Annotated in this window: 39 protein-coding genes; 1 reads left to right on the forward strand and 38 read right to left on the reverse strand. The window is 40.7% G+C overall.

Going from position 1 to position 24514, the window contains the following annotated elements; translation table 11 throughout:
* Nucleotides 1–16 precede the first annotated feature (16 nt).
* From rplM to NST13_RS11440, 38 genes are all read right to left on the reverse strand, one after another.
* Entirely contained in the window at nt 17–454 is a 438-nt protein-coding gene (rplM, locus tag NST13_RS11255) for a 50S ribosomal protein L13 (protein WP_342470884.1), read from the reverse strand.
* Nucleotides 455–614: 160 nt separating this feature from the next.
* Entirely contained in the window at nt 615–1358 is a 744-nt protein-coding gene (truA, locus tag NST13_RS11260) for a tRNA pseudouridine(38-40) synthase TruA (RefSeq protein WP_342470883.1), read from the reverse strand.
* A 15-nt stretch (nt 1359–1373) separates the two neighbouring features.
* Nucleotides 1374–2171 carry an energy-coupling factor transporter transmembrane protein EcfT gene (locus NST13_RS11265; protein WP_342471214.1) on the reverse strand — a complete coding sequence of 266 codons (798 nt, stop codon included), beginning with the start codon at nt 2169–2171 and terminating at the stop codon, nt 1374–1376.
* On the reverse strand, nt 2171–3037 hold the full coding sequence (locus NST13_RS11270) for an energy-coupling factor ABC transporter ATP-binding protein (RefSeq protein WP_342470882.1): 867 nt from the start codon (nt 3035–3037) through the stop codon (nt 2171–2173). The genes NST13_RS11265 and NST13_RS11270 overlap by 1 nt, the downstream gene beginning before the upstream one ends.
* The gene (locus NST13_RS11275) at nt 3013–3858 is read right to left on the reverse strand and encodes an energy-coupling factor ABC transporter ATP-binding protein (RefSeq protein ID WP_342470881.1); all 846 of its coding nucleotides are present in this window, start codon (nt 3856–3858) and stop codon (nt 3013–3015) included. The genes NST13_RS11270 and NST13_RS11275 overlap by 25 nt, the downstream gene beginning before the upstream one ends.
* Before the next feature lie 364 nt (nt 3859–4222).
* Nucleotides 4223–4603, reverse strand: a complete 381-nt coding sequence (rplQ, locus tag NST13_RS11280; RefSeq protein ID WP_016839395.1) for a 50S ribosomal protein L17 — start codon at nt 4601–4603, stop codon at nt 4223–4225.
* Nucleotides 4604–4645: 42 nt separating this feature from the next.
* The gene (locus NST13_RS11285) at nt 4646–5590 is read right to left on the reverse strand and encodes a DNA-directed RNA polymerase subunit alpha (protein WP_342470880.1); all 945 of its coding nucleotides are present in this window, start codon (nt 5588–5590) and stop codon (nt 4646–4648) included.
* Between the two features lie 128 nt (nt 5591–5718).
* Nucleotides 5719–6108: a 30S ribosomal protein S11 gene (gene rpsK, locus NST13_RS11290; RefSeq protein ID WP_016839392.1), complete on the reverse strand. Its 390-nt coding sequence runs from the start codon at nt 6106–6108 to the stop codon at nt 5719–5721.
* 22 nt (nt 6109–6130) lie between these two features.
* Nucleotides 6131–6496 carry a 30S ribosomal protein S13 gene (gene rpsM, locus NST13_RS11295; RefSeq protein ID WP_208651284.1) on the reverse strand — a complete coding sequence of 122 codons (366 nt, stop codon included), beginning with the start codon at nt 6494–6496 and terminating at the stop codon, nt 6131–6133.
* 22 nt (nt 6497–6518) lie between these two features.
* Nucleotides 6519–6632: a 50S ribosomal protein L36 gene (gene rpmJ, locus NST13_RS11300; RefSeq protein WP_000868344.1), complete on the reverse strand. Its 114-nt coding sequence runs from the start codon at nt 6630–6632 to the stop codon at nt 6519–6521.
* A 36-nt stretch (nt 6633–6668) separates the two neighbouring features.
* Nucleotides 6669–6887: a translation initiation factor IF-1 gene (infA, locus tag NST13_RS11305; protein WP_208651283.1), complete on the reverse strand. Its 219-nt coding sequence runs from the start codon at nt 6885–6887 to the stop codon at nt 6669–6671.
* 401 nt (nt 6888–7288) lie between these two features.
* The gene (locus NST13_RS11310; RefSeq protein WP_342580632.1) at nt 7289–7945 is read right to left on the reverse strand and encodes an adenylate kinase; all 657 of its coding nucleotides are present in this window, start codon (nt 7943–7945) and stop codon (nt 7289–7291) included.
* A gap of 62 nt (nt 7946–8007) precedes the next feature.
* Nucleotides 8008–9303: a preprotein translocase subunit SecY gene (gene secY / locus NST13_RS11315; RefSeq protein WP_342470878.1), complete on the reverse strand. Its 1296-nt coding sequence runs from the start codon at nt 9301–9303 to the stop codon at nt 8008–8010.
* Nucleotides 9303–9743, reverse strand: coding sequence for a 50S ribosomal protein L15 (rplO, locus tag NST13_RS11320; RefSeq protein WP_342470877.1), 441 nt, complete (start codon nt 9741–9743; stop codon nt 9303–9305). The genes secY and rplO overlap by 1 nt, the downstream gene beginning before the upstream one ends.
* Nucleotides 9744–9779: 36 nt before the next feature.
* The gene (gene rpmD, locus NST13_RS11325; protein ID WP_342470876.1) at nt 9780–9962 is read right to left on the reverse strand and encodes a 50S ribosomal protein L30; all 183 of its coding nucleotides are present in this window, start codon (nt 9960–9962) and stop codon (nt 9780–9782) included.
* Nucleotides 9963–9974: 12 nt separating this feature from the next.
* The gene (rpsE, locus tag NST13_RS11330) at nt 9975–10475 is read right to left on the reverse strand and encodes a 30S ribosomal protein S5 (RefSeq protein ID WP_342580633.1); all 501 of its coding nucleotides are present in this window, start codon (nt 10473–10475) and stop codon (nt 9975–9977) included.
* Between the two features lie 21 nt (nt 10476–10496).
* On the reverse strand, nt 10497–10856 hold the full coding sequence (gene rplR / locus NST13_RS11335; RefSeq protein ID WP_342470874.1) for a 50S ribosomal protein L18: 360 nt from the start codon (nt 10854–10856) through the stop codon (nt 10497–10499).
* A gap of 31 nt (nt 10857–10887) precedes the next feature.
* Nucleotides 10888–11427, reverse strand: a complete 540-nt coding sequence (gene rplF, locus NST13_RS11340) for a 50S ribosomal protein L6 (protein ID WP_342470873.1) — start codon at nt 11425–11427, stop codon at nt 10888–10890.
* Between the two features lie 30 nt (nt 11428–11457).
* Nucleotides 11458–11856, reverse strand: coding sequence for a 30S ribosomal protein S8 (rpsH, locus tag NST13_RS11345; protein WP_342470872.1), 399 nt, complete (start codon nt 11854–11856; stop codon nt 11458–11460).
* Between the two features lie 32 nt (nt 11857–11888).
* Complete coding sequence (locus NST13_RS11350; protein ID WP_342580634.1) at nt 11889–12074, reverse strand: type Z 30S ribosomal protein S14; 186 nt, start codon at nt 12072–12074, stop codon at nt 11889–11891.
* A gap of 18 nt (nt 12075–12092) precedes the next feature.
* Nucleotides 12093–12632, reverse strand: coding sequence for a 50S ribosomal protein L5 (rplE, locus tag NST13_RS11355; RefSeq protein ID WP_342470870.1), 540 nt, complete (start codon nt 12630–12632; stop codon nt 12093–12095).
* Nucleotides 12633–12659: 27 nt separating this feature from the next.
* The gene (rplX, locus tag NST13_RS11360) at nt 12660–12968 is read right to left on the reverse strand and encodes a 50S ribosomal protein L24 (RefSeq protein WP_342470869.1); all 309 of its coding nucleotides are present in this window, start codon (nt 12966–12968) and stop codon (nt 12660–12662) included.
* 37 nt (nt 12969–13005) lie between these two features.
* Complete coding sequence (gene rplN / locus NST13_RS11365; RefSeq protein WP_342470868.1) at nt 13006–13374, reverse strand: 50S ribosomal protein L14; 369 nt, start codon at nt 13372–13374, stop codon at nt 13006–13008.
* Between the two features lie 44 nt (nt 13375–13418).
* Entirely contained in the window at nt 13419–13682 is a 264-nt protein-coding gene (gene rpsQ / locus NST13_RS11370; RefSeq protein WP_342470867.1) for a 30S ribosomal protein S17, read from the reverse strand.
* A 17-nt stretch (nt 13683–13699) separates the two neighbouring features.
* On the reverse strand, nt 13700–13900 hold the full coding sequence (rpmC, locus tag NST13_RS11375; RefSeq protein WP_342470866.1) for a 50S ribosomal protein L29: 201 nt from the start codon (nt 13898–13900) through the stop codon (nt 13700–13702).
* Entirely contained in the window at nt 13890–14324 is a 435-nt protein-coding gene (gene rplP / locus NST13_RS11380; protein ID WP_208651269.1) for a 50S ribosomal protein L16, read from the reverse strand. The genes rpmC and rplP overlap by 11 nt, the downstream gene beginning before the upstream one ends.
* 2 nt (nt 14325–14326) lie before the next feature.
* Nucleotides 14327–14983, reverse strand: a complete 657-nt coding sequence (gene rpsC, locus NST13_RS11385; RefSeq protein WP_342470865.1) for a 30S ribosomal protein S3 — start codon at nt 14981–14983, stop codon at nt 14327–14329.
* A 2-nt stretch (nt 14984–14985) separates the two neighbouring features.
* Complete coding sequence (rplV, locus tag NST13_RS11390; protein WP_141601978.1) at nt 14986–15333, reverse strand: 50S ribosomal protein L22; 348 nt, start codon at nt 15331–15333, stop codon at nt 14986–14988.
* Between the two features lie 22 nt (nt 15334–15355).
* Nucleotides 15356–15634: a 30S ribosomal protein S19 gene (rpsS, locus tag NST13_RS11395; protein ID WP_141601979.1), complete on the reverse strand. Its 279-nt coding sequence runs from the start codon at nt 15632–15634 to the stop codon at nt 15356–15358.
* A 60-nt stretch (nt 15635–15694) separates the two neighbouring features.
* Nucleotides 15695–16525 carry a 50S ribosomal protein L2 gene (rplB, locus tag NST13_RS11400; protein WP_342470864.1) on the reverse strand — a complete coding sequence of 277 codons (831 nt, stop codon included), beginning with the start codon at nt 16523–16525 and terminating at the stop codon, nt 15695–15697.
* Nucleotides 16526–16571: 46 nt separating this feature from the next.
* Entirely contained in the window at nt 16572–16856 is a 285-nt protein-coding gene (gene rplW, locus NST13_RS11405) for a 50S ribosomal protein L23 (RefSeq protein WP_342470863.1), read from the reverse strand.
* Nucleotides 16856–17479: a 50S ribosomal protein L4 gene (rplD, locus tag NST13_RS11410; RefSeq protein ID WP_342470862.1), complete on the reverse strand. Its 624-nt coding sequence runs from the start codon at nt 17477–17479 to the stop codon at nt 16856–16858. Before rplD ends, rplW begins: the two co-directional genes overlap by 1 nt.
* Before the next feature lie 26 nt (nt 17480–17505).
* Nucleotides 17506–18138 carry a 50S ribosomal protein L3 gene (gene rplC / locus NST13_RS11415; protein WP_342470861.1) on the reverse strand — a complete coding sequence of 211 codons (633 nt, stop codon included), beginning with the start codon at nt 18136–18138 and terminating at the stop codon, nt 17506–17508.
* 43 nt (nt 18139–18181) lie between these two features.
* Nucleotides 18182–18490, reverse strand: coding sequence for a 30S ribosomal protein S10 (gene rpsJ, locus NST13_RS11420; RefSeq protein ID WP_016839367.1), 309 nt, complete (start codon nt 18488–18490; stop codon nt 18182–18184).
* A 475-nt stretch (nt 18491–18965) separates the two neighbouring features.
* On the reverse strand, nt 18966–20927 hold the full coding sequence (locus tag NST13_RS11425; protein WP_342580635.1) for an FtsX-like permease family protein: 1962 nt from the start codon (nt 20925–20927) through the stop codon (nt 18966–18968).
* A complete protein-coding gene (locus NST13_RS11430) occupies nt 20914–21678 on the reverse strand; it encodes an ABC transporter ATP-binding protein (protein WP_342471213.1) in 765 nt (254 codons plus the stop codon). The genes NST13_RS11425 and NST13_RS11430 overlap by 14 nt, the downstream gene beginning before the upstream one ends.
* A gap of 104 nt (nt 21679–21782) precedes the next feature.
* Nucleotides 21783–22775 carry a sensor histidine kinase gene (locus NST13_RS11435; protein WP_342580636.1) on the reverse strand — a complete coding sequence of 331 codons (993 nt, stop codon included), beginning with the start codon at nt 22773–22775 and terminating at the stop codon, nt 21783–21785.
* Nucleotides 22772–23449, reverse strand: coding sequence for a response regulator transcription factor (locus tag NST13_RS11440; protein WP_342470858.1), 678 nt, complete (start codon nt 23447–23449; stop codon nt 22772–22774). The genes NST13_RS11435 and NST13_RS11440 overlap by 4 nt, the downstream gene beginning before the upstream one ends.
* A 157-nt stretch (nt 23450–23606) precedes the next feature.
* Here NST13_RS11440 and NST13_RS11445 point away from each other — a divergent pair, with 157 nt between their 5' ends.
* Nucleotides 23607–24494, forward strand: coding sequence for a LysR family transcriptional regulator (locus NST13_RS11445; RefSeq protein WP_342470856.1), 888 nt, complete (start codon nt 23607–23609; stop codon nt 24492–24494).
* Nucleotides 24495–24514 lie beyond the last annotated feature (20 nt).

The following is a 24514-nucleotide window of genomic DNA, read 5'->3' on the forward strand; positions in this document are numbered from 1 at the left end:
ATCCTCCTCTAATTAATTATCCGCGAAGCTCATAGCTTTCTGGTTTTTGTGCAGCATGTGGATGTTCTGGACCTGCATAAACATGAAGCTTTTTGAACATTTTGCGTCCTAAAGAGTTTTTAGGAAGCATACCTTTTACTGCAAGTTCGATCATTCTTGTTGGATCTTTTTCAAGCATTTCGCCTGCTGTACGTTTCTTTAAACCGCCAGGATGAAGTGAGTGACGGTAGTAGATTTTGTCAGTTAATTTTTTACCTGTTAATTGAATTTTTTCAGCGTTGATTACGATGACATGATCACCAGTGTCAACGTGTGGTGTATAGATTGGTTTATGTTTACCGCGTAAAATAGCCGCAACTTCAGAAGCTAAACGCCCTAACGTTTTGCCTTCTGCGTCAACCACTAACCATTTACGCTCTACTTCATGACCTTTCGCCATAAATGTTGTACGCATGTATATATCCTCCTAATCGATTTCATGAACCGTTAATTTTCCATTTTTCACACTAATAAGTTTCGGGGCTTATAAGTGGAATGAAAATACCATATGTTATAATATTATAGATTAAAACATTAGTCAAGAAAAATGTCATACACAAGGGTAAGTTGTTTTCTTATTCATAAAACACTTTTTCCAAATACAATCCGTGGGGTGGAGCGGTTGTGCCGGCCATTTCACGGTTTTTGGCTTCAAGGGCTTCCTTTACGGATTCCGGCTCCCTTTTTCCGATCCCCACTTCCCACAAAGTGCCTGCGATAATGCGGACCATATTATATAAAAAGCCGCTTCCTTCAATGACCATATGAAGCTCCTGGTTGTGCCATTCAAAATCAAGGGAATGGATGGTACGCACTTTATCCTCCACGGGGGTGCTGGCGGCACAAAAACTTGTGAAGTCATGGGTGCCGATGAGATACCCCGCGCCCTCCTTCATTTTGCCGACGTCCGGTTTTCTCCCTTTTGTTTCAACGGTATAGTGCCTTTTAAATGGACTTTGCACTTCCTCGCAATTCCACTTATATCGATACCGTTTTCCCTTCGCGCTGAAACGGGCATGGAAATCCGGCGATACCTCTTCCATTTCCAATATGCGCACGTCACCAGGAAGCTGCGCGTTCAATGCAATTTTATAATTTTCGCTTGGGATGAAAAGCCTAGTATCAAAATGAATCACTTGTCCAGTGGCATGCACCCGCGCATCTGTACGCCCGCTGGCATAAATGCGCACCTTTTCACCTTTATGCATTTCCGTCAATACGTTTTCAATTTCCGATTGCACGGTCCGTTTTCCCGGTTGTGCCTGATAGCCGGAAAAATTTGTTCCGTCATAAGCAATGACCGCTTTCATTCGTCGCAATTCGATCACCCTTTTCTAACTGCGGAAAAAGATTAAAAGGGCCGTTATGAATACTAGTGCAAAAATGCAGATTGTATCTTTCGCATCCCATTTTAATTTCCGATAACGTGTGCGGCCTTCTCCTCCGCGGTATCCCCGCACCTCCATCGCAGTCGCCAAATCTTCCGCCCGTTTAAATGCGCTGACGAATAGTGGAACCAGCAGCGGGACAACCGCTTTGACCCGATCTTTGATTGGGCCTGAACCCAAATCGGATCCTCTCGCCATTTGCGCTTTCATGATTTTGTCCGTTTCATCCATCAAAGTCGGAATGAAGCGCAACGCAATGGACATCATCAAGGCCAATTCATGGATGGGCAATTTAAGTTTCTTTAAAGGATTTAACAGCACCTCAAGTCCATCCGTTATGGAAATCGGCGAAGTTGTCAATGTCAATATCGTTGTCATGAATACAAGCACGGTGAAGCGGATGGAAATGAAAATTCCTTGTCTCAAACCGCCTTCATATACTTTAAGAAAACCAAGATCAAATAAGACACTGCCTTCTCTCGTAAAGAGAATGTGAATCAGAAACGTGAAAATGATCAAAATGATCACAGGTTTTAACCCATTCACTAAAAAATAGAGACGAATTTTGGAAATAAGAATGGCCAGCAAAGTAAATGCCAATAATAAGCAGTAAGTGATTGTATTGTTTGCCAAAAACACGATGATGACAAAAATAAAAGTAAAAATCAATTTGGAACGTGGATCCAATTGATGGACAAAAGAATCGCCTGGAATAAAGCGCCCAAAAATCATTTTCTCCATCATCAACGATCACGCTCCTTTATCACCCGGGCAATTTCTTCCGCCAATTCTTCCTCTGTTAAACATATTTTTGAGAGCGGCGTTCCGATCAACTTTTCTATCTTTTGCTGAAAATTGACGATGCGCGGCACTTCCAACCGGTATTTCTTAAGGGTTTCGCTGTCAGAAAAGATTTCCCGGGGAGTTCCGGTCCGCACACAGCGGCCTTCATGCATGATGGAAATTTGATCTGCATATTTGGCCGCATCTTCCATGCTGTGGGTAACAAGAATCGTCGTCAATTCTCTTTCTTTGTGCAAGCGATAAAACAAATCCATGATTTCTTTTTGTCCTCTTGGATCGAGCCCTGCAGTCGGTTCATCCAAAACGATGACTTCGGGATTCATCGCCAGTACACCAGCAATGGCCACACGTCTCATTTGCCCACCGGATAAATCGAAAGGCGACTTCTCGAGCACTTCCTCAGGCAATCCTACTTGTTTGATGCCTTCACGCGCCCTCTTTTCCGCTTCTTCTTCAGAAACGCCGAAATTCATCGGACCAAACATGATATCTTTTAACACCGTTTCTTCAAATAACTGATGCTCCGGAAATTGAAAAACAATGCCCACTTTTTGGCGAACAGGTTTTAAATCTTTCGCCTTTTTTCCCGCCTCAATTTTACGGTCCCCGATCTGTACGGTTCCTTTCGTCGGCTTCAAGAGCCCGTTGAAATGTTGCAGAATCGTCGATTTACCGGAACCGGTATGTCCGATAATGGCATGGTATGTTTTGGATGGAATCGTTAAATCCACATCAAATAAAGCGTACTTCTCAAATGGTGTACCTACTGAATATGCAAAGCTTACTTGTTGAAGTTTGATGTCCATAAATCATTCACCAACTCTTCTTCTGTCAGATTTTTTCCTATAAGCGGCACACCCTTTGCTTGAAGCAGCTTTGTCATTCTCATGGCAAAAGGCAATTCCAATCCAAATTCAATCAGCTTGTCCCCTAATGCAAATATCTCTTCCGGTGTTCCTTCCGCGTATTTTTTTCCTTGGTTCATAAAAATGATGCGGTCCGCAAGAAGCGCCTCCTCGACGTCATGGGTGATCGATAATACGGTCAACCCGATTTCTTTTCTTAATTCGAGAACCGTCTGCAGCACCTCCGCGCGACCTTGGGGATCCAGCATGGAAGTGGCCTCATCCAAAATTAACAGTTTAGGGTGCATTGCAAGAGCTCCGGCAATGGCCACACGCTGTTTTTGCCCACCGGATAAATGATGGGGCTCATGGTTCAGGAATTCATACATCTTCACTCTTTTCAAAGATGCTGAAACCCGCTCCACCATTTCTTCATAAGGGATCCCGTTATTTTCTAAAGCAAAAGCCACGTCATCTTGCACGGTTGCCCCCACAAATTGGTTATCCGGATTTTGAAAAACCATCCCGATTTTCGAACGGATATCCCACAAGTTTTCTTCGCTCAATACATTTTGCATGACGCGGATTTCTCCTTGTTGAGGGAAGAGAAGGCCGCAAACCATTTTCACCATTGTAGATTTGCCTGATCCATTATGACCGACAATGGCGATCCATTCGCCTTCACGAACCGTAAATGAGACGTTGTCGACAGCTTTGCGGGCATCCGGTTTTTCTGGTGTATATGAAAAAGATACATTTTGAAACGATAAAATTTCGGTCATTTCTATGCTCCTCTCTACAGGGCTCTCCTTCTCTGTTTGCTTGGAAAACTTCTATATATAAAAATAAAACACGTTTAATTCTGCCAGATCCTTAAACGTATTTTATTTTTACATATTGATAGAGAAATTGATGTGAATAAAAAAGCGCGCACCTCATTCAGGAGAAATGCGCTAATAACCTTCAGTTAACGATTAACGTTCCCTTTTCGTGCCGTAACCGGATGAATGAGGTGCGGAGAGCTAGACGATACGAATGGAAGCATTCGATCATCATAACGCTCAGATGCCTTTATTGTCGTATAAATCATTCATTTGTAAAAAAGGGGGCAAGCCTAGCCGGTTTATCCGGATACCCCCTTGAGAATTAAACTAGTTCGATGATTACAACAGGTGCTCCATCTCCACGACGAGGACCCACTTTTAGAATTCGTGTATAACCACCTTGGCGATCAGCGTAACGTGGCGCAACATCATCGAATAATTTTTGAAGAGCAAATTTTGTTTTTTCATTGCCTTCTTCATCAGTTGTTGTCACTACTTCACGGCGAATGAATGCTGCAGCTTGACGGCGAGCATGTAAATCCCCGCGTTTACCTAAAGTAATCATTTTTTCTACAACTGAACGTAATTCCTTTGCACGAGCTTCAGTTGTCTCAATGCGTTCATTAATAATCAAATCAGTTGCTAAGTCACGTAATAACGCTTTACGTTGAGAGCTAGTACGGCCAAGTTTTCTGTAACCCATGAATGTTCCCTCCTTTATTCGAACATAATAAATAACGATTGCTTAGTCTTCTTTGCGTAAAGACAAGCCAAGTTCTGCAAGTTTTGCTTTTACTTCTTCCAAAGACTTACGACCAAGGTTGCGAACTTTCATCATATCGTCTTCTGATTTATTCGTAAGTTCTAATACTGTATTGATACCTGCACGTTTTAAACAGTTATAGGAACGAACAGAAAGATCCAATTCCTCGATTGTCATTTCCAATACTTTTTCTTTTTGGTCCTCTTCTTTTTCTACCATGATTTCCGCTGCTTGTGCTTCATCAGTTAGACCAACAAAAATATTTAAATGTTCCGTTAAAATTTTCGCTCCGAGTGAAATCGCCTCTTTCGGACCGATGCTTCCATCAGTCCACACATCAAGGGATAATCTATCGTAGTCAGAGTTTTGTCCTACACGAGTATTTTCCACTTGATAATTAACGCGTGAAACTGGAGTGTAAATAGAGTCGATCGGGATCACACCGATAGGAAGATCCTCACGTTTGTTTTGATCAGCAGGAGTATAACCACGGCCTCTTCTTGCATACATGCGCATACGCAAATGACCGTTGCTTGCGATTGTTGCAATATACAAATCTGGATTTAAAATTTCAACGTCACTATCATGAGTGATATCAGCAGCTGTTACTGTTGCTTCACCTTTTACATCAATCTCAAGAACTTTTTCTTCATCAGAGTAGATTTTCAGAGCAAGTTTTTTAAGATTTAAAATGATGGAAGCAACATCCTCTACTACCCCTTCAATTGTTGAAAATTCATGTAATACCCCATCAATTTGTACAGATGTAATCGCTGCACCAGGTAATGAGGATAGAAGGATACGCCGTAATGAATTTCCCAAAGTAGTTCCATATCCACGTTCGAGCGGTTCTACTACAAACTTACCATATGTGGAATCTTCGCTGATCTCAACAGTTTCAATCCTTGGTTTTTCAATTTCGATCATTCAATTTACCCTCCTTCAAAACATCGACTGTATAGGTCATACCATCATAATAGTCAAAAAAACTTGACTTTATAAATTTGTACAATTCTTCTTGCACAAGAATGATGTACTCCAAAGAGTTGCACCCATTACACACGACGACGTTTTGGCGGACGGCAACCGTTATGTGGAACTGGTGTAACATCTTTAATTGCTGTTACTTCAAGTCCTGCAGCTTGAAGTGCACGGATAGCTGCTTCACGACCTGCACCTGGACCTTTAACAGTTACTTCTAACGTTTTTAAACCATGTTCAAGGGACGCTTTTGCAGCAGCTTCGGCAGCCATTTGAGCAGCGTATGGAGTGGATTTACGAGAACCTTTGAATCCAAGAGCACCTGCGCTTGACCAGGAAACTGCATTCCCTTGCATATCAGTGATCGTTACGATTGTATTGTTAAATGTTGAACGGATGTGCGCAATACCTGATTCGATATTTTTTTTCACGCGACGTTTACGTGATTGTTGTTTACGAGCCATTTCGGTAAACCCCCTTTACTTATTATTTTTTCTTGTTTGCTACAGTTTTACGAGGACCTTTACGAGTACGTGCATTGTTTTTCGTATTTTGTCCGCGGACTGGTAGACCACGACGGTGACGGATACCACGGTAGCAGCCGATTTCCATTAAGCGTTTAATGTTAAGTGATACTTCTCGGCGTAAGTCACCTTCAATTTTATATTTATCTAATTCTGTACGAATTCTGTCCAATTCGTCTTCAGTAAGATCACGTACACGAGTATCTTCAGAAACACCAGCAGCAGCTAATACTTTTTTAGCAGTTGCTTTACCAACACCATAAATATAAGTTAATGAAATCACTACGCGTTTATCGCGAGGAATATCAACACCAGCAATACGTGCCATATTTTTCGCACCTCCTTAAAAATTATCCTTGTTTTTGTTTATGTTTTGGATTTTCACAGATTACCATTACTTTACCGCGTCGGCGAATAACTTTACATTTTTCGCAAATCGGTTTTACTGATGGTCTCACTTTCATTCAACTCAACCTCCTTAAGTCTTCGGAGTGCAAAGATTATTTAAAGCGGTATGTGATACGACCGCGAGTCAAATCGTACGGAGATAATTCGATTGTCACTTTATCTCCAGGCAGAATTCGGATGAAATGCATACGGATCTTTCCAGAAACGTGTGCAAGCACTGTGTGCCCATTCTCTAATTGTACCTTAAACATCGCGTTTGGCAAAGTCTCAACAACTGTTCCTTCAACTTCAATTACATCGTCTTTCGCCATCAACCTGTCTCCCTTCTTTATGTGCTAAACGGTTCCCGTCTGAGAACACTCGCAACAATTTTGCAGGTTAGAAGCAACTCCATTAACAAACATTGGATTGTATGAGAGATGTTCGAAAGACGCTCGCTGGTTTCGCTTCACACAATCCAGGGAATGAACAATCCGGTATAGAGCTGTACTCCTTTGTTAAGGATGTCCGGAAACACAAGTAATTCATACCCGTTCACTAGATGCTTCCACGAAACCCATAACACTCTTCACAAAAGAACTCTTTTGTAAGTATAAGCACTTTCGCAAGCAGTGTATACCGGGCACTATATGCTTTTGCAACTTTTTTTCGTTATATTGCCTCCGAATACCCCTCGCGAAAAGTATTATGACTTTCGAAAGAATGACGGGTATCAGCTGCGGCTGCCCTGTAAGAGTAGAGCGTCGAGATCAGCAAACACTTTTTCGATATCTTGCTGTCCGTTAATATTAGTTAACAATCCTTTTGATTCATAGAAATCAAGTAAAGGTTGTGCTTGTTTCATATTTACTTCCAGGCGATTAGCAACTGTCTCAGGATTGTCGTCTGCACGAACATATAATTCTCCGCCGTCCTTATCACATTTTCCTTCTACTTTAGGAGGGTTGAAAACCACGTGATAAGTAGCTCCACATGTTTTGCAAATGCGACGACCGCTCAAACGTTTTACCAGCTCATCTTTTTCCACTTGAATATTGATCACGTGATCAATTTTTTTGCCAAGTTCCTCTAAGATGTTGTCTAAAGCTTCTGCTTGTGCAACCGTACGTGGAAATCCATCAAGCAAGAATCCTTTTTCACAATCCTCTTGAGCCAGTCTTTCACGAACGATACCGATAGTTACTTCATCAGGAACCAGCGCACCTTGATCCATATAGGATTTCGCTTTAAGACCAAGTTCAGTGCGTTGACTGATGGCAGCGCGGAACATATCACCTGTAGAAATATGAGGGATTTCGTATTTGTTTACAATTTTTTCTGCTTGTGTACCTTTACCGGCACCTGGCAAGCCCATTAAAACAATATTCATACGGACATTTCCCTCCCCAAGGTGCTGGCTTAGGAAACAAAAAAATGTTTCCTAACCAACCTTTATTTCATGAAACCTTTATAATGACGTTTTACTAATTGTGCTTCTAATTGTTTCATTGTTTCCAGCGCGACACCAACGATGATGATGACGCTTGTTCCACCAATTTTGGCGGAAGCTGGTAAATTCATAAAGTTAATAAACAAAATAGGCAATATCGCAACAACGGATAAAAATAGTGCACCGACAAATGTTAGACGGTATAGCACTTTCGTTAAGTAATTTTGTGTATCATTTCCTGGACGGATTCCAGGGATATACGCACCTTGTTTCTTCAAGTTATCCGCAATGCGTTCAGGATTCACTTGAACAAATGCGTAGAAATATGTGAACGCAACAATCAATGCGATATAGATGATCATCCCAACAGGTTTTGTATAGTCAAACGTGTTGATAATGAACGTTGTCACTTTGTTTTGACCGAAAAACGCCGCTAACGTCTGAGGTGTAATGATGAATGCCACCGCGAAGATTACCGGAATAACCCCTGCAGCATTCACTTTCAATGGCAAGTGCGTTTGTTGTGCTCCAACATGCGGTACTCGGCCTGATACCCGTTTTGCATATTGGATTGGAATTTTACGCAATGCTTGTTGGAAGTAAATGACTCCAACAACGATAGCCAACATAATTAATGCAAGTAGCACTAAAACGATTATACGGATGAATAGTTGATCCCCTGCACCTTCAATTTGTTGGGCATAAATTTGGTTAATTGTAGTAGGTATCGCGGCAACGATACCTGCAAAGATGATGATTGAAATTCCGTTTCCAACGCCATGAGCGGTAATCTGCTCACCGAGCCAAAGCAAAAATGCTGTACCGGCAGTAAGCACGATTGCAATCGTTAAATAGGAAAGGAAGCTTGTATTCGTAATTAACGATCCACCATATAATTGGTTAAAACCAAATGACATGGCGAGGGCTTGGATGAAAGCCAATACTACGGTAAAGTAGCGAGTAAATTGAGCCAATTTACGCCGGCCTACTTCACCTTGGCGTCCCCATTCTGCAAACTTAGGCACGACATCCATTTGTAACAATTGAACGATGATGGAAGCAGTGATGTAAGGCATAATCCCCAACGCAAAGATGGAGAAATTCGATAAAGCACCGCCGCCAAACACGTTCAGAAAACCAACCAAGTTAAGATCATCCGTTACTTTTAACACATCTGAATCCACGTTCGGTACAGGGATAAAAGTTCCTATACGAAAAACGATCAGCATTAGTAAAGTGAAGATAATTTTATTGCGAATATCGCGGACGCGCATAAAGTTTGCGAAAGTACGAAACATTAAATCACCTCAGCTGTTCCGCCAGCGTTCTCGATCGCTTCTTTTGCTGAAGCAGAGAACTTGTGAGCTTTTACAGTAAGCTTTTTGTTAAGAGTTCCGTTTCCAAGGATCTTAATACCAGCTTTTTCTTTGCTCACAACACCTGTTTCGATTAACAATGCAGGAGTGATCTCCGCACCGTCTTCGAAACGATTTAACGCGTCAAGGTTCACGATTGCGTATTCTTTACGGTTTACATTAGTAAAGCCACGTTTTGGTAAACGACGGAACAGTGGGTTTTGACCACCTTCAAATCCTGGACGAACTCCGCCTCCAGAACGAGCGTTTTGACCTTTGTGACCGCGTCCTGCAGTCTTACCATTACCTGAACCGATACCACGACCAACGCGGTTACGTTTTTTACGTGAACCTTCCGCTGGTTTTAGCTCATGAAGTTTCATCTTAGGTGGCACCTCCTTATATATTTAATTCAGCCATTAAATTTCTTTAACAGTAACTAAATGTGATACTTTATTGATCATACCACGAATAGCAGGATTATCTGCATGTTCTACAGTAGAATTCACCTTTTTTAAACCTAAAGCTTCAACTACTTTGCGCTGTTTTTCGCTCGCGCCGATTACAGATCTTGTAAGGGTGATTTCTAATTTGTTTGCCATGATTATCCCCCCTTATCCTAGTAGCTCTTCTACTGTCTTACCTCGAAGCTTTGCAACTTCTTCAGCACGTTTTAATTGTTTTAATCCATCAACAGTAGCACGTACCATATTGATAGGTGTGTTGGATCCTAAAGATTTTGATAAGATATCAGAAATTCCAGCTAAATCAAGTACTGCACGAACTGGACCACCAGCGATAACTCCAGTACCTTCTGTAGCAGGTTTCATTAAAATTTTTCCTGCACCGAAGTGACCAATCACCTCATGTGGAATTGTTCCACCCACACGTGGTACTTCGATCAAGTTTTTCTTCGCGTCTTCTACAGCTTTGCGGATCGCATCTGGTACTTCTTGAGCTTTACCAGTACCGAATCCTACGTGACCGTTTTTGTCACCTACTACTACTAGCGCTGAGAAGCGGAAGCGACGTCCACCTTTTACAACTTTCGCAACGCGGTTTACCGCAACAACGCGTTCTTCAAGTTCCAATTTGCTTGCGTCAATACGACTCATGAAGTATGTCCCTCCTTCTTATTAGAATTGTAAACCGTTTTCGCGTGCAGCTTCTGCTAATGCTTTCACACGTCCATGATATAAATAACCACCACGGTCAAATACAACGGAAGTAATATTTTTTTCTAATGCACGTTTAGCGATCAATTCGCCAACTTTAGCTGCAGCTTCTTTATTGCTGCCAGGACCTTCGAAACCTTTTTCCAATGTTGATGCACTTACAAGTGTATGTCCTGCAACATCGTCAATGATTTGTGCGTAAATATGTTTATTAGAACGATATACGTTCAAACGTGGACGTTCAGGTGTACCGTGTACTTTAGTACGCACGCGTGCATGACGTTTTTTACGAACTTTGTTTTTGTCTAGTTTCGTAATCATAGCGGTCACTCCTTTCTAACGCTCAATCTAATTACTTACCTGTTTTACCTTCTTTACGACGTACATATTCACCTTCGTAGCGAATACCTTTACCTTTGTATGGTTCAGGTGGACGTACAGCGCGGATATCGGCTGCAAATGCACCTACACGTTCTTTATCGATTCCTTTTACAACGATTTTTGTATTTGAAGGAACTTCGATTTCGATACCAGCTTCAGGTGTGAATTCTACAGGATGTGAGTAACCAACGTTTAGTACAAGCTTTTTACCTTGTAATTGAGCACGGTACCCAACCCCGATCAATTCTAAAGAACGGGAGAATCCTTCAGATACACCTTTTACCATGTTAGCGAGTAACGCGCGAGTTGTACCGTGAACTGTACGGTGTTCTTTTGAATCAGAAGGGCGAACAACTGTAATGATATTTCCTTCTTGTTCAATTTTCATTTCTTGGTTGAATTGACGAGTTAATTCGCCTTTCGGTCCTTTTACTGTTACAGTATTGTCATCACTAACTGTCACTGTAACGCCAGAAGGAACCTCAATCGGTTTTTTTCCTACACGAGACATTTCATTGCACCTCCATTCGCATATTACTTATTACCAAACGTAAGCTAATACTTCTCCGCCAACTTTTTTAGCGCGTGCTTCTTTGTCAGTCAACACACCTTGAGAAGTTGAAAGTATAGCGATTCCCAATCCGTTTAATACTTTTGGAATTTCGTCAGTTTTTGCATATACGCGTAAACCTGGTTTGGAAATACGTTTTAATCCAGTGATTACACGTTCATTGTTTTTTCCGTATTTCAAGAAAATACGGATGATACCTTGCTTGTTGTCATCGATATATTCTACATCACGAATGAAGCCTTCTCGCTTAAGAATTTCAGCGATTTCTTTCTTGATTTTGGAAGCCGGTACTTCAAGCTTCTCGTGACGAACCATGTTCGCATTACGGATGCGAGTTAGCATATCTGCAATTGGATCTGTCATTGTCATATTCCTTTTACCTCCTTCCCATTTTTTGGGCATTACCAGCTAGCTTTTTTCACACCAGGAATTTGTCCTTTATATGCAAGTTCACGGAAACAAATACGGCAAAGTTTAAATTTGCGATATACGGAGTGTGGACGACCACAGCGTTCACAACGTGTGTAAGCTTGCACTTGGAACTTAGGTTTGCGTTTTTGTTTAGCAATCATTGATTTTTTTGCCACGATTTCGCCCTCCTTTTATTATTTTTGGAACGGCATACCGAATTGTGTCAATAACTCGCGAGCTTCTTCATCAGAATTCGCTGTCGTTACGATCACGATATCCATACCGCGTACTTTTGAAATTTTATCGTAATCGATTTCTGGGAAAATCAATTGTTCTTTAACTCCTAAAGTGTAGTTACCGCGACCATCGAACGCTTTTTTAGAAACACCGCGGAAGTCACGTACACGTGGAAGTGCGATAGAAATTAATTTATCAAGAAATTCATACATACGGTCACCACGTAAAGTAACTTTCGCGCCAATTGGCATACCTTCACGTAGACGGAATCCGGCGATTGATTTTTTCGCTCTAGTTACAACAGGTTTTTGACCAGTGATGATCGCTAGTTCTTCAACAGCTGCATCTAACGCTTTGGAGTTTTGTACAGCGTCACCAACACCCATGTTTACTACGATTTTTTCAACTTTAGGAACTTGCATTACAGATTTATACCCAAACTTATTCATTAAAGCAGGAACTACTTCGTTTTTATATTTTTCTTTTAGGCGGCTCATGTTTGTACCTCCTTTCAAAATTTCTTATTAGTCGATAACTGCACCTGATTTTTTTGCAACACGAACTTTTTTGCCATTTTCGATTTTATAACCTACACGAGTCGGCTCGCCAGTTTTTGGATCGATTAGCATAACGTTCGAAACGTGGATTGGTGCTTCTTGGCTTACAATACCACCTTGCGGGTTTAATTGGTTAGGCTTCATATGTTTTTTCACAATATTAACGCCTTCAACGATTACCCGATCTTTTTTAGGGAATGCGGCAAGTACAATACCTTCTTTGCCTTTATCTTTACCAGTAATAACTTTTACTTTGTCGCCCTTTTTAACATGCATTATGTGTCGCACCTCCTTAATTGGTACTATCAAATGATTAAAGAACTTCTGGAGCTAGGGAAATGATTTTCATAAAGTTTTTATCACGCAACTCACGTGCAACCGGTCCGAAAATACGAGTACCACGTGGTGATTTATCGTCTCTGATGATCACACATGCGTTTTCGTCAAATTTGATATAAGTACCATCTTTGCGACGTACACCAGATTTTGTGCGTACTACTACGGCTTTTACAACATCGCCTTTCTTAACAACGCCTCCTGGTGTTGCTTTCTTAACTGTGCAAACGATAATATCACCGATATTAGCAGTTTTGCGTCCAGAACCACCAAGCACTTTAATTGTTAACACTTCACGTGCACCAGAGTTGTCAGCAACTTTTAAACGAGATTCTTGTTGGATCATTTAGGTTACCTCCCTTCGGAATTTCCGTTATTTCCGAATTTCTATTAAATAACAACCGCTTTTTCTACAACTTCAACAAGACGGAAATGTTTTGTAGCTGATAGTGGGCGTGTTTCCATAATGCGCACGATATCGCCAACTTTAGCTTCGTTATGCTCATCATGAGCTTTGAATTTTTTAGAGTATTTTACACGTTTGCCGTATAATTTGTGTTTTTTGTAAGTTTCAACTAAAACGACAATTGTTTTGTCCATTTTATCTGAAACTACACGGCCAGTGTAAACTTTGCGCTGTTTACGCTCAGACATATACCGGACCTCCTTTATCAGTTATCTCCACTGATTTCTCTTTCACGAATCACAGTTTTCATGCGCGCAATCGCTTTACGAACTTCACGAATGCGAGCTGTATTTTCTAATTGACCAGTCGCTAATTGGAAGCGAAGGTTGAAAAGCTCTTCTTTAAGTGATTTGATTTTCATTTCGATTTCAGAAGTGGCAAGTTCACGGATTTCATTAGCTTTCATTAGAATCACCACCAGTTTCTTGACGTTTCACAATTTTACATTTTACAGGAAGTTTATGTGATGCTAATCGAAGAGCTTCGCGTGCAACTTCTTCAGATACACCGGCAACTTCAAACATAACTTTTCCTGGTTTTACTACAGCTACCCAACCTTCTGGAGAACCTTTACCGGAACCCATCCGTACCTCAAGAGGTTTTTTCGTATAAGGTTTATGTGGGAAGATTTTAATCCAAACTTTACCGCCACGTTTCATGTAACGAGTCATCGCAATACGGGCTGCTTCGATTTGACGGTTTGTCACCCAGCTAGCTGTTGTAGCTTGAAGGCCCCATTCACCAAATTGTACTTCGCGGCCGCCTTTTGCTTGACCACGCATTTTACCGCGATGTTCGCGACGATATTTCACGCGTTTTGGCATTAACATAATTATTTTCCTCCTTCCGCAGAGTTTTTCTTCGTAGGAAGGACCTCACCACGATAAATCCATACTTTTACGCCTAATTTTCCGTATGTTGTATCCGCTTCTGCATGAGCGTAATCGATATCAGCACGAAGCGTATGAAGTGGTACAGTTCCTTCACTATAATGTTCTGCACGAGCGATATCTGCACCGCCTAGACGACCAGACACTTGAGTTTTAATCCCTTTTGCACCAGCGCGCATTGTACGTTGAATTGCTTGTTTTTGGGCACGACGGAATGAAACACGGTTTTCAAGTTGACGTGCGATATTTTCAGCAACCAATTTTGCATCAAGATCCGGTTTTTTGATTTCAACGATATTGATGTGTACACGTTTGCCCGTAAGATCGCTTAAGTATTTGCGTAGGTTTTCTACTTCAGTACCACCTTTACCGATAACCATTCCTGGTTTCGCAGTGTGGATTGTAATGTTCACACGATTTGCAGCGCGTTCAATTTCCACTTTGGAAACAGCTGCATCTTTTAATGTCGTTTCGATATATTTACGGATTTTGAGATCTTCATGAAGCAAATCGGCAAAGTCTTTTTCAGCGTACCATCTGGATTCCCAGTCACGAATGATGCCGATACGCAATCCGTTTGGATGTACTTTTTGACCCAAAATTAACCCTCCTTCTTCTCAGATACCACTACAGTGATGTGGCTTGTGCGTTTGTTAATTGCGCTTGCACGTCCTTGCGCACGTGGACGATAGCGTTTTAATGTTGGTCCTTCATCAACGTAAATTTCAGAAATATATAAGTTATTTGGATCTAAATCGTAATTGTGCTCAGCGTTTGCAACTGCGGATTTCAATACTTTCTCAACGACTGGAGACGCCGCTTTTGGAGTATGACGTAAAATCGCAACTGCTTCTCCTACTTGCTTACCTCTGATTAAATCAACCACTAAACGCACTTTGCGAGGTGCAATTCGGACTGTGCGAGCAACAGCTTTAGCTTTTGTTGTCATCAGGATCTACCTCCTCTCAAAATTAGCGTCTTGTTTTCTTATCATCATTACCGTGGCCTTTATAAGTCCGAGTTGGTACGAACTCGCCTAATTTGTGACCTACCATATCTTCCGTAATGTATACTGGAACATGTTTGCGTCCGTCATAAACAGCAATTGTAAGTCCAACGAAGTTAGGGAAGATTGTAGAACGGCGAGACCAAGTTTTGATTACTTGTTTCTTTTCTTGACCTTGTTGTGCTTCTACTTTTTTCATTAAATGTTCATCACAAAATGGTCCTTTTTTCAAGCTGCGACCCATTTAGTAACCTCCCTCCGTGATTTCACCACGGCTCTGCGATCGAACCGTAGCTTTATCACATTATTTTTTACGTCCACGAATAATTAACTTATCAGATTTATTGCGTTTTTTACGTGTTTTATAACCAAGAGCCGGTTTACCCCATGGTGTCATAGGTGACTTACGACCGATTGGCGCTTTACCTTCACCACCACCGTGTGGGTGATCATTAGGGTTCATTACAGAACCGCGAACTGTAGGGCGTTTACCTAACCAACGTGAACGACCTGCTTTACCGATGTTTACTAACTCATGGGATTCGTTACCAACTTGACCGATTGTCGCACGGCAAGCAGCCAAGATCAAACGAACTTCACCAGATTGAAGACGTACAATTACGTATTTGCCTTCGCGTCCTAATACTTGTGCGGATGCACCGGCAGAACGAACTAATTGTCCACCTTTTCCTGGTTTCAATTCGATGTTATGGATTGTAGTACCCATTGGAATGTTTGCTAATGGTAAAGCGTTACCCACTTTAATATCAGCATCTGGACCAGAAATAATTTCTTGACCTACTTGTAATCCTTTTGGAGCAATGATGTAACGTTTTTCACCATCAGCATAGTTGATTAATGCGATATTTGCTGAACGGTTTGGATCGTATTCGATTGTAGCAACGCGTCCTGGAATGCCATCTTTATCACGTTTGAAGTCGATAATACGATATTGGCGTTTATGTCCACCACCGTGATGACGAACAGTAATTTTACCCTGGTTGTTGCGACCAGCTTTGCGTTTTAATGGCGCTAACAATGATTTTTCCGGCTTATCTGTTGTGATTTCCGCAAAGTCAAACGACGTCATGTTACGACGGCCATTTGAGGTTGGTTTATACTTTTTGATCGCCATTTTGTTTCCCTCCTTCTTTACATTTCAAAATCCTTACGTTTCCCGATTAGAAATCAAAAATTTCAATTTCTTTGCTATCAGGTGTCAATGTTACGATAGCTTTACGACGTCTGTTTGTTAATCCTTGGAATTTACCAACACGTTTTACTTTACCTTGGTAGTTCATGATGTTGACTTTCGCCACTTTTACACCGAAGATTTCTTCAACCGCATCTTTCACTTGCGTTTTATTCGCACGAAGATCTACTTCGAAAGTGTATTTTTTCTCAGCCATTAGTTCAGAAGAACGCTCAGTAATGACAGGACGTTTAATGACATCACGTGCATCCATTATCCAAGCACCTCCTCAACCTTTTCTACTGCAGCCTTCGTGAATACAACTTTGTCATGACCTAATAAGTCAAGTACGTTGATTCCGTTAGCTGTGATCACAGTTACGCCTGGGATGTTACGTGCGGATAATGCCACGTTTTCATCTAAATCAGCTGTAACGAATAAAGCTTTTGAATCAATTTTCAAGTTATTTAAGATTTCTTTGAAGTCTTTTGTTTTTGGCGCGTCTAATTTTAACGCATCTAAAACTAGGAAGTTTTGCTCGTTCACTTTAGCGGATAAAGCGGATTTAAGCGCTAAGCGACGAACTTTTTTCGGTAATTTATAGCTGTAGCTTCTTGGTTGTGGACCGAATACTGTACCACCACCACGCCATTGAGGAGCACGGATTGAACCTTGACGAGCACGGCCAGTTCCTTTTTGGCGCCATGGTTTTCTACCACCACCAGAAACTTCAGAGCGGTTTTTCACTTTATGTGTACCTTGACGTAGAGAAGCGCGTTGAGCGATTACTGCGTCGAATAAAACTGCTTCGTTTGGTTCGATGCCGAAAATTTCATCTTTTAATTCGATTTCTCCAACTGAAGCACCTGTTTGACTAAGTACAGTTACCTTTGTCATTCCTGTTTCCTCCTTTCTCCAGTGAATTATTTAGATTTTTTCACAGCAGATTTTACTGTTACTAAAGATTTGCGAGAACCAGGAACATTCCCTTTGATTAATAGCAAGTTGCGTTCTGGAATTACTTTTACGATTTGCAAGTTTTGGATTGTTACTCGATTACCGCCAGTTTGTCCAGGTAAGTTTTTGGATTTGAATACTCTGTTAGGAGCAATCGGACCCATTGAACCAGGACGACGGTGATAACGAGAACCGTGGGACATAGGTCCACGAGATTGTCCGTGGCGTTTGATTACACCTTGGAAACCTTTCCCTTTTGATGTACCTGTTACATCTACCCAATCGCCTTCAGCGAAAATATCTACTTTGACTTCTTGACCAACTTCATACTCTTCTAAGTTTACTCCGCGAATTTCACGAATGAAGCGCTTAGGAGCAGTGTTTGCTTTTGCTACATGTCCTTTTTCAGGTTTGTTTGCAAGCTTTTCGCGCTTGTCTTCGAAACCTAGTTGGATTGCTTCGTAGCCATCATTTTCAACAGTTTTCTTTTGAAGCACTACGTTTGGAGTAGCTTCGATCACTGTTACCGGTATTAAATCGCCGTTCTCAGCAAAAACTTGCGTCATACCGATTTTTCTACCTAAGATTCCTTTGGTCATTTGTCACACCTCCTGTGATTGTTAAAAATTTTTATTATGACAATTAAAGTTTGATTTCAATGTCAACGCCAGATGGTAAATCAAGCTTCATTAACGCATCCACTGTTTGAGGAGTTGGGTTAATGATGTCGATTAAACGTTTGTGCGTACGCATTTCGAATTGTTCACGGGAATCTTTGTACTTGTGAACAGCTCGAAGAATTGTGTACACTGTTTTTTCAGTTGGTAGCGGAATCGGACCCGATACACTAGCACCTGAACGTTTAGCAGTTTCAACAATTTTCTCTGCGGATTGATCTAATACACGATGATCATACGCTTTTAAACGGATACGAATTTTTTGTTTTGCCATTATTTTCCCTCCTTTTCGCCTAATTACTAGACATTCTCCACGGAAATTTCCCACACACTCGCCATGGCAAAGCGGCCGGGTGTGTCGGCAACCTCCCGCTTCATCGCAGTCAAAGACCAACATTCAACATTATATACAATAACATAGCGGATAGCAAGTGTTTTCGTAAATTTATAATAATTTATTGGCCTTTCATTTTGTACTTTCTAAGCTGTTTTATAGTATATAAGAGGAGTTTATATAAATCAACTCCAATAAAATTCTGAAAATTTTCCGCTATCTCATTTAAATATTTAGCTTCTCTTTCATCAAATTAAACATGTTTCCTATTATAAATAGGAACAATTTTTTGACCAGCAAAAAAGCCGGGAGGGATGCCGGATGAAAGCAAAAAAAGTGGTCAGCGAATTTTGCCAACCACTTGCTCATCGAATCCAGAAACTTATTCTCTTCCTATTTAAATAGTTTCCTGTTCTTATAATGCTTCTTTTACGATTTTTTTATAATACAAAACGGATAATATGCCAAATACCGTGTACATCGCTACATAGAACAGGATGATGATGATCATTGGCGTTGTCATCTCTGAACCGAACAGCCACCAGCCGGATTTCACCGCAAAGTAACTGTGAAGGAGGCCAATCAAGAGCGGCATGCCGAAATTGAACAATTGTTTGACATAAATTCCGCGCATGATTTCTCCGTTGGAAAACCCGATTTTCCGCAAAATCGTATAGGACTCTCTTTCATCTTCCGCTTCACCCATTTGTTTAAAGTAAAGAATGCTTCCTGTTGTCAACAAAAAGGCCAGTCCCAAAAATCCTGTCACAAAAATAGTCATTCCGTTAAGCGCTATATTCTCATCGTAATATTCTTTGTAAGTTTTTTGATAATCATATTCAATGGCTTTTCGTTCCCTCAAGTTTTTAAATAATGTTTCGGCCCTTTCACGGTCTTTTTCATTTACTAAATTAATACCGATTTGACTTGTAATTTCCGGTTTTTGAACCTTTTGTATTTCATCGAATAATTCATCTGTCACTATCAATACCGGCGAACCAGCGCTTGCCAACACCGATAAGAAAAACTCATCTTCCCTTACTTCTTTGATAAATAAAGAGTAATTCTTTTCACTTGTTTTTACTTGAATTTTCTTTTTACTTTCAAGCGGCAGTAATTCAGACAATACATTTGCATAGCTTGTAATAATGGTTTCCCCTTCTTCCAATTGAGCGTTTGGATTTATTTTTTTATAGTCCGATAAAGAAACCACTGATGAAACTGCCTCTTGATTGATATTTATATATCCAGCATTCTTTTCATCCAAATTAAATAAATCAGCCATTTTCACATTTACCGCAGAAATTTGAAAAGTAGTTTTTTCATATTCGATTCCTTCCGCTACGAGCTGATCTAAAAATTCAATTCCTTTATTATCAAATAAAATGTAATCAAATGGAGACAACTGTCTCGCATCGGATTCTGATGAATAATAGGAAATATAAGACAGCGTCATAATCCCGACGGCTAGCCCCGTCAACACCGTTATTAATGTAAGGGAACTGGCATTTCCCTTCATGCGGTGCATAATCGTTGTGACACCTAAAACGTCCGTTATTTTTAAATGTCCCTGTTTGCTTTTACGGATCAGGTTCATGATCAGCGCCACGGAATACCGGAAAAATAAATAGGAGCCAATAATTGTGGAACCTAAAATCAGCAGCATATTAATCAAGAGATTGTTTGTTGTGGCGCCCCCCACGCTGAACAATCTTGTGGAATCGTAATACCCATAAGCAATCAATCCAATTCCGATGATTCCCATGACCATATGGAAAATGCTGAACTTTTTAATCCGTTCATCGGCTTTTTTGGCCGCATTAAACAATGACAATAATGATGCTTTTCGAATCATGATGAAAATTTGAAGCATAACCACCACTAATAGAAGGGCAAAAATAATGAGCGATTTAGAAAAGGCCGTCATGGAAAACGATAAACTGACAATCGCATCATTTTTTATTAACTTCATTAAGATCATGGCAAAAAAACGCGAAGTTAAAAATCCCAGCACCATCCCGATTCCAACAGCCAATGTGAACAACACGACATTTTCTATCAATAATAACCGAAAAATCAAACCCTTGGTCATCCCGATTAATTGATATAAGCCAATTTCTTTACTGCGGCGTTTCATAAATAATTGGTTCGCATAAAGGATAAAAAAGATCAGAATAAAATATAAAACATACGTAATGGATTCAAAACCTGCCGTGGCGGTGCCGCTTGCTTCCAATGCCTTGGTGACAGAATGGTTATATTGGATGGTGATGAACGAAAAGCAAAGGGTCACACTAAAAATTAATGCAAAGAAGTATAAGTAGTAATGCTTTATATTCTTCTTCATGCTTTTAAACACTAAATTAGTTAACGTCATAACCATCACCGCCAAGCACGCTTTGGGTATTCAAAATATCCTGGAAAAACGCCTGTCTCGTTTTATCCCCTTTATAAAGTTCCGTATAGATTTGACCATCTTTTAAGAACAATACACGGCTACAGAAACTGGCGGCAACCGGGTCATGGGTCACCATCATGATGGTTGCTCCTCTTTCCTTATTGATGCTTTCCAAATTCGTCAGTAAGGCCGTCGCCGATTTCGAATCGAGCGCCCCGGTCGGCTCATCGGCAAAAACGATGGAAGGTTCTGTAATCAAAGCCCTTGCTGCCGATGTTCTTTGCTTTTGTCCGCCGGATATTTCATTCGGATATTTATTTAAAATATCCGCAATGCCTAAATATTCAACCAGCATGGCCAAGCGTTGTTCCGCCACTTTCTTTGGCACCTTGCTAATGGATAATGGCAACAGGATGTTTTCTTTCACCGTTAATGTATCCAGCAGGTTATAGTCCTGGAAGATAAATCCTAAATGTTCCCGGCGGAATTTTGCCAAATCCCGTTCTTTCATTTTTTGTAACGGTTTCCCGTTGATTTCCACAATCCCTTCTGTCGGAAAATCAATGGAGCAAAGGACATTTAATAAAGTCGTTTTTCCTGAACCGGAAGGCCCCATGATTCCGACAAATTCCCCTTCATGCACTTCCAGGTCAATCCCTTTTAACACTTCTTGTTTTAACGTGCGTTTTCCATAGGTTTTTCTTATTTTTCTTGCCACTAAAACAGCCATTTCATCAGCCCCTTGTATTGTTTCGTTACCTAAATTGTACACTTTCGTCCCCTTACAATCGTTCGATTCTCGTGACAAATAAAAAATGGTAAATGACAATTTTGTCACATACCATAAGATTGGATGTATTGATTCTCAAGAGGAAATTGGATGGTGAATGTTGTGCCGACATCCACTTGCGATTCTACCTTCAACGTAAGCCCGAGTTTTTCAGCCGCTTCCCTTGCCAAGTATAGACCCATCCCTGTCGCAGCGGTTGTTTCCCTTCCAATCGTTCCCGTATAGGACCGTTGGAAAATTCGGGGCAAGTCTTCAGCCCGGATCCCGACACCGAAGTCTTGTATATGTAATAATAGATGCCCCTTTGGATCCCGGGTTGTGAATATATGGATTTCACTGTTTTCACGACTGTATTTCACTGCATTGGAAAAGATCTGGCGGATGATGAACCCAAGCCATTTGGCATCGGTTGTCACGGTTTCATCCAGGCTTTTCGTTTCCACGCCAATCCCTTTTTCAATACACCATGAACGGAAATCCTTGATTTGTTGATGAACGACCGTTTCCAAACAAACCTTCTCCAGACGGTTATCTTTTTCAATCGTTGAAAGCCTTGTTTCATGGATTTTTTGATCAAGCAGCAAAAAAAGGCGAATCCATTCTTTTTCAATCTTCTCTCTCAATGCATAAGGTTCTACTTGTTCCACGATTAATTTCATGGCCGTCATCGGCGATTTCATTTCATGCACCCATGCCAGCACCTCATCCTGTTGTTCGAGCACTTCTATTTTCATTTGTTGGAACGATTCTTCCAATCTTTCGTATTGCTTTTGAAAGTGGTCGATGTACTTTTGCTGAAAAGGCGATAGAAGCTCTCGATTGACCGGTTGTTCACAAATGGCTTTCAGTTGTTTTGTTTCTTTCACATAACGCCAAAGAATAAAAAGGAAAAACATCAAAAAATTCATGATGTTCACATATAGGATGGATACCTTGGACAAACCGCTATCGATGAAAAACAATCCATTCAGCCATATTTGCAAAAACAGGAAAAATAAAATCCACGCTCTTCTTTCTTTCAAAAATAGTCCAATCATTTTGTCACCGCCATATAACCAAGTCCTTTTTTCGTGACAATCGCATCTTTTAAGCCAATCTCCTCCAAACGTTGCCGCAGACGATTGACATTGACCGTCAAAGTATTGTCATTCACAAATCGCTCGTCATCCCAAAGTTTGCGCATCAGTTCATCCCTGGAAACAATTTTGTCAACGGAAGCCAATAATGTTTTCAATATAAATAATTCATTTTTCGTCAGTTCCACCGTTTTTTCCCCGTATTGAACCGTTCCTTTGTCATAATCGATCACAGCTCCATTCCATCTTGCGACATGTTGCGTTTTGTCCCCATAATCATAGGTTCTTCTTAAAATGGCTTGTACCTTTGCAAGCAACACTTCCATATGGAAAGGTTTTTGCACAAAATCATCCGCTCCCATTTGCATCGCCATCACCATATCCATTGGATGATCCCTCGACGATAAAAACAAAATCGGCACTTGGGAAATGGCACGAATTTCACGGCACCAATGAAAGCCATCAAAAGCAGGGAGTTGAATATCGATGATAACAAGATGCGGCTGTTCTTTCAAAAAATCATCCATCACCTTTTTAAAATCTTTTGGACCTACGACTTCCATCGACCATTGGCTGAAACGTTCTTTGATTAAATTGAAGATTGACGGGTCATCTTCTATCAGAAAGATTTTCATTTTTTCAACCTCTCCATCAAATGTTCTACTTTTATTGTAATTTATTTTGCCATTTGTGTATGAAAATCCACATTTAAATTCTTTTTCATTAGAAAATTCTCTTTTAATCAGTATAATGGAACAAAGGACAATCGTGCGTTTAAAGGAGATGTTGCTTGTGGACATCCGCCAAATCGAATATTTCACTGAAGTTGCAAAACATTTAAGTTTTACGAAAGCCGCTTCCACCCTGCATGTTTCCCAGCCTTCCATCAGCAAGGCGATTCAAAATTTGGAAGCTGAGCTGGGTGTTCCTCTGTTTTACCGTTCATCCAAACAGCTGGAGTTGACGGATGCAGGAAAGGCTGTTTTGGCAAATGCCCAGCATGTGCTAGCCGCTTTCAAAAATTTGCGCTCTGAATTGACGGATTTAATGGAATTGAAAAAAGGGGAAATACGTATCGGCATTCCTCCCATTGTGGGGGTGGAGTTTTTTTCAAAACTGATCAGTTTGTACAAAGAAAAGCATCCTTATATTGAAATAAAATTGACCGAAGTGGGCACGAAAAAAATCCGGCAAGGGGTTGAAGAAGGGGAATTGGATATAGGGTTGATTTGCAATTTATGTGTGCCTAACGATCAATTGCAGACCATCAGTATACTAAAAGATCCCCTCATGTTAATTGTTCATAAAGATCATCCGCTTGCTGAACTCCCTACTGTGGATATGTCCATGTTGGAAAGGGAGGCTTTTATCATCTACCGAAAAGACTTCACTTTGTACGATCGGATTATCGAAGAATGCTCAAAACATGGTTTCTACCCAACCATTGCCTGCGAATCATCCCAAAAAGATTTAATTGTTGAAATGGTGGCAGCCAAAGTGGGCATTGCATTGCTTCCGAAAACAATATGTGAGAAACTTCAAAACGATAAAATCGTTTCCATCCCCTTTAAACAGGAAAATCTCTTTCTGGAGTTGGGGTTGACTTGGAGGAAAAATAAATATTTATCCTTCGCCGTACGGGAATTTATCGATTTGGCGCAGGCGTTTATCACGAAATAAAAAAAAAAGACATGCCTTCA

This window comes from Ureibacillus sp. FSL W7-1570 (assembly GCF_038593265.1).
In the GTDB taxonomy this organism is placed as follows: Bacteria; Bacillota; Bacilli; order Bacillales_A; family Planococcaceae; genus Ureibacillus; species Ureibacillus suwonensis.

Bases quoted from the DNA above. Each gene is read 5' to 3' on its own strand.
- rplM (WP_342470884.1), bottom strand. From the start codon at position 454: ATGCGTACAACATTTATGGCGAAAGGTCATGAAGTAGAGCGTAAATGG.
- NST13_RS11265 (WP_342471214.1), bottom strand. From the start codon at position 2,171: ATGATGGAGAAAATGATTTTTGGGCGCTTTATTCCAGGCGATTCTTTT.
- NST13_RS11270 (WP_342470882.1), bottom strand. From the start codon at position 3,037: ATGGACATCAAACTTCAACAAGTAAGCTTTGCATATTCAGTAGGTACA.
- NST13_RS11275 (WP_342470881.1), bottom strand. From the start codon at position 3,858: ATGACCGAAATTTTATCGTTTCAAAATGTATCTTTTTCATATACACCA.
- rplQ (WP_016839395.1), bottom strand. From the start codon at position 4,603: ATGGGTTACAGAAAACTTGGCCGTACTAGCTCTCAACGTAAAGCGTTA.
- NST13_RS11285 (WP_342470880.1), bottom strand. From the start codon at position 5,590: ATGATCGAAATTGAAAAACCAAGGATTGAAACTGTTGAGATCAGCGAA.
- rpsK (WP_016839392.1), bottom strand. From the start codon at position 6,108: ATGGCTCGTAAACAACAATCACGTAAACGTCGCGTGAAAAAAAATATC.
- rpsM (WP_208651284.1), bottom strand. From the start codon at position 6,496: ATGGCACGTATTGCTGGTGTTGATATTCCTCGCGATAAACGCGTAGTG.
- rpmJ (WP_000868344.1), bottom strand. From the start codon at position 6,632: ATGAAAGTGAGACCATCAGTAAAACCGATTTGCGAAAAATGTAAAGTT.
- infA (WP_208651283.1), bottom strand. From the start codon at position 6,887: ATGGCGAAAGACGATGTAATTGAAGTTGAAGGAACAGTTGTTGAGACT.
- NST13_RS11310 (WP_342580632.1), bottom strand. From the start codon at position 7,945: ATGAATATTGTTTTAATGGGCTTGCCAGGTGCCGGTAAAGGTACACAA.
- secY (WP_342470878.1), bottom strand. From the start codon at position 9,303: ATGTTTCGTACTTTCGCAAACTTTATGCGCGTCCGCGATATTCGCAAT.
- rplO (WP_342470877.1), bottom strand. From the start codon at position 9,743: ATGAAACTTCATGAGCTAAAACCAGCGGAAGGTTCACGTAAAAAACGT.
- rpmD (WP_342470876.1), bottom strand. From the start codon at position 9,962: ATGGCAAACAAATTAGAAATCACCCTTACAAGATCTGTAATCGGCGCG.
- rpsE (WP_342580633.1), bottom strand. From the start codon at position 10,475: ATGAGTCGTATTGACGCAAGCAAATTGGAACTTGAAGAACGCGTTGTT.
- rplR (WP_342470874.1), bottom strand. From the start codon at position 10,856: ATGATTACGAAACTAGACAAAAACAAAGTTCGTAAAAAACGTCATGCA.
- rplF (WP_342470873.1), bottom strand. From the start codon at position 11,427: ATGTCTCGTGTAGGAAAAAAACCGATTGAGGTTCCTTCTGGCGTTACA.
- rpsH (WP_342470872.1), bottom strand. From the start codon at position 11,856: ATGACAATGACAGATCCAATTGCAGATATGCTAACTCGCATCCGTAAT.
- rplE (WP_342470870.1), bottom strand. From the start codon at position 12,632: ATGAGCCGCCTAAAAGAAAAATATAAAAACGAAGTAGTTCCTGCTTTA.
- rplX (WP_342470869.1), bottom strand. From the start codon at position 12,968: ATGCATGTTAAAAAGGGCGACAAAGTAAAAGTTATTACTGGTAAAGAT.
- rplN (WP_342470868.1), bottom strand. From the start codon at position 13,374: ATGATCCAACAAGAATCTCGTTTAAAAGTTGCTGACAACTCTGGTGCA.
- rpsQ (WP_342470867.1), bottom strand. From the start codon at position 13,682: ATGTCTGAGCGTAAACAGCGCAAAGTTTACACTGGCCGTGTAGTTTCA.
- rpmC (WP_342470866.1), bottom strand. From the start codon at position 13,900: ATGAAAGCTAATGAAATCCGTGAACTTGCCACTTCTGAAATCGAAATG.
- rplP (WP_208651269.1), bottom strand. From the start codon at position 14,324: ATGTTAATGCCAAAACGCGTGAAATATCGTCGCGAACATCGCGGTAAA.
- rplV (WP_141601978.1), bottom strand. From the start codon at position 15,333: ATGACAACAAAAGCTAAAGCTGTTGCTCGCACAGTCCGAATTGCACCT.
- rpsS (WP_141601979.1), bottom strand. From the start codon at position 15,634: ATGGGTCGCAGCTTGAAAAAAGGACCATTTTGTGATGAACATTTAATG.
- rplB (WP_342470864.1), bottom strand. From the start codon at position 16,525: ATGGCGATCAAAAAGTATAAACCAACCTCAAATGGCCGTCGTAACATG.
- rplW (WP_342470863.1), bottom strand. From the start codon at position 16,856: ATGGATGCACGTGATGTCATTAAACGTCCTGTCATTACTGAGCGTTCT.
- rplD (WP_342470862.1), bottom strand. From the start codon at position 17,479: ATGACAAAGGTAACTGTACTTAGTCAAACAGGTGCTTCAGTTGGAGAA.
- rplC (WP_342470861.1), bottom strand. From the start codon at position 18,138: ATGACCAAAGGAATCTTAGGTAGAAAAATCGGTATGACGCAAGTTTTT.
- rpsJ (WP_016839367.1), bottom strand. From the start codon at position 18,490: ATGGCAAAACAAAAAATTCGTATCCGTTTAAAAGCGTATGATCATCGT.
- NST13_RS11425 (WP_342580635.1), bottom strand. From the start codon at position 20,927: ATGACGTTAACTAATTTAGTGTTTAAAAGCATGAAGAAGAATATAAAG.
- NST13_RS11430 (WP_342471213.1), bottom strand. From the start codon at position 21,678: ATGGCTGTTTTAGTGGCAAGAAAAATAAGAAAAACCTATGGAAAACGC.
- NST13_RS11435 (WP_342580636.1), bottom strand. From the start codon at position 22,775: ATGATTGGACTATTTTTGAAAGAAAGAAGAGCGTGGATTTTATTTTTC.
- NST13_RS11440 (WP_342470858.1), bottom strand. From the start codon at position 23,449: ATGAAAATCTTTCTGATAGAAGATGACCCGTCAATCTTCAATTTAATC.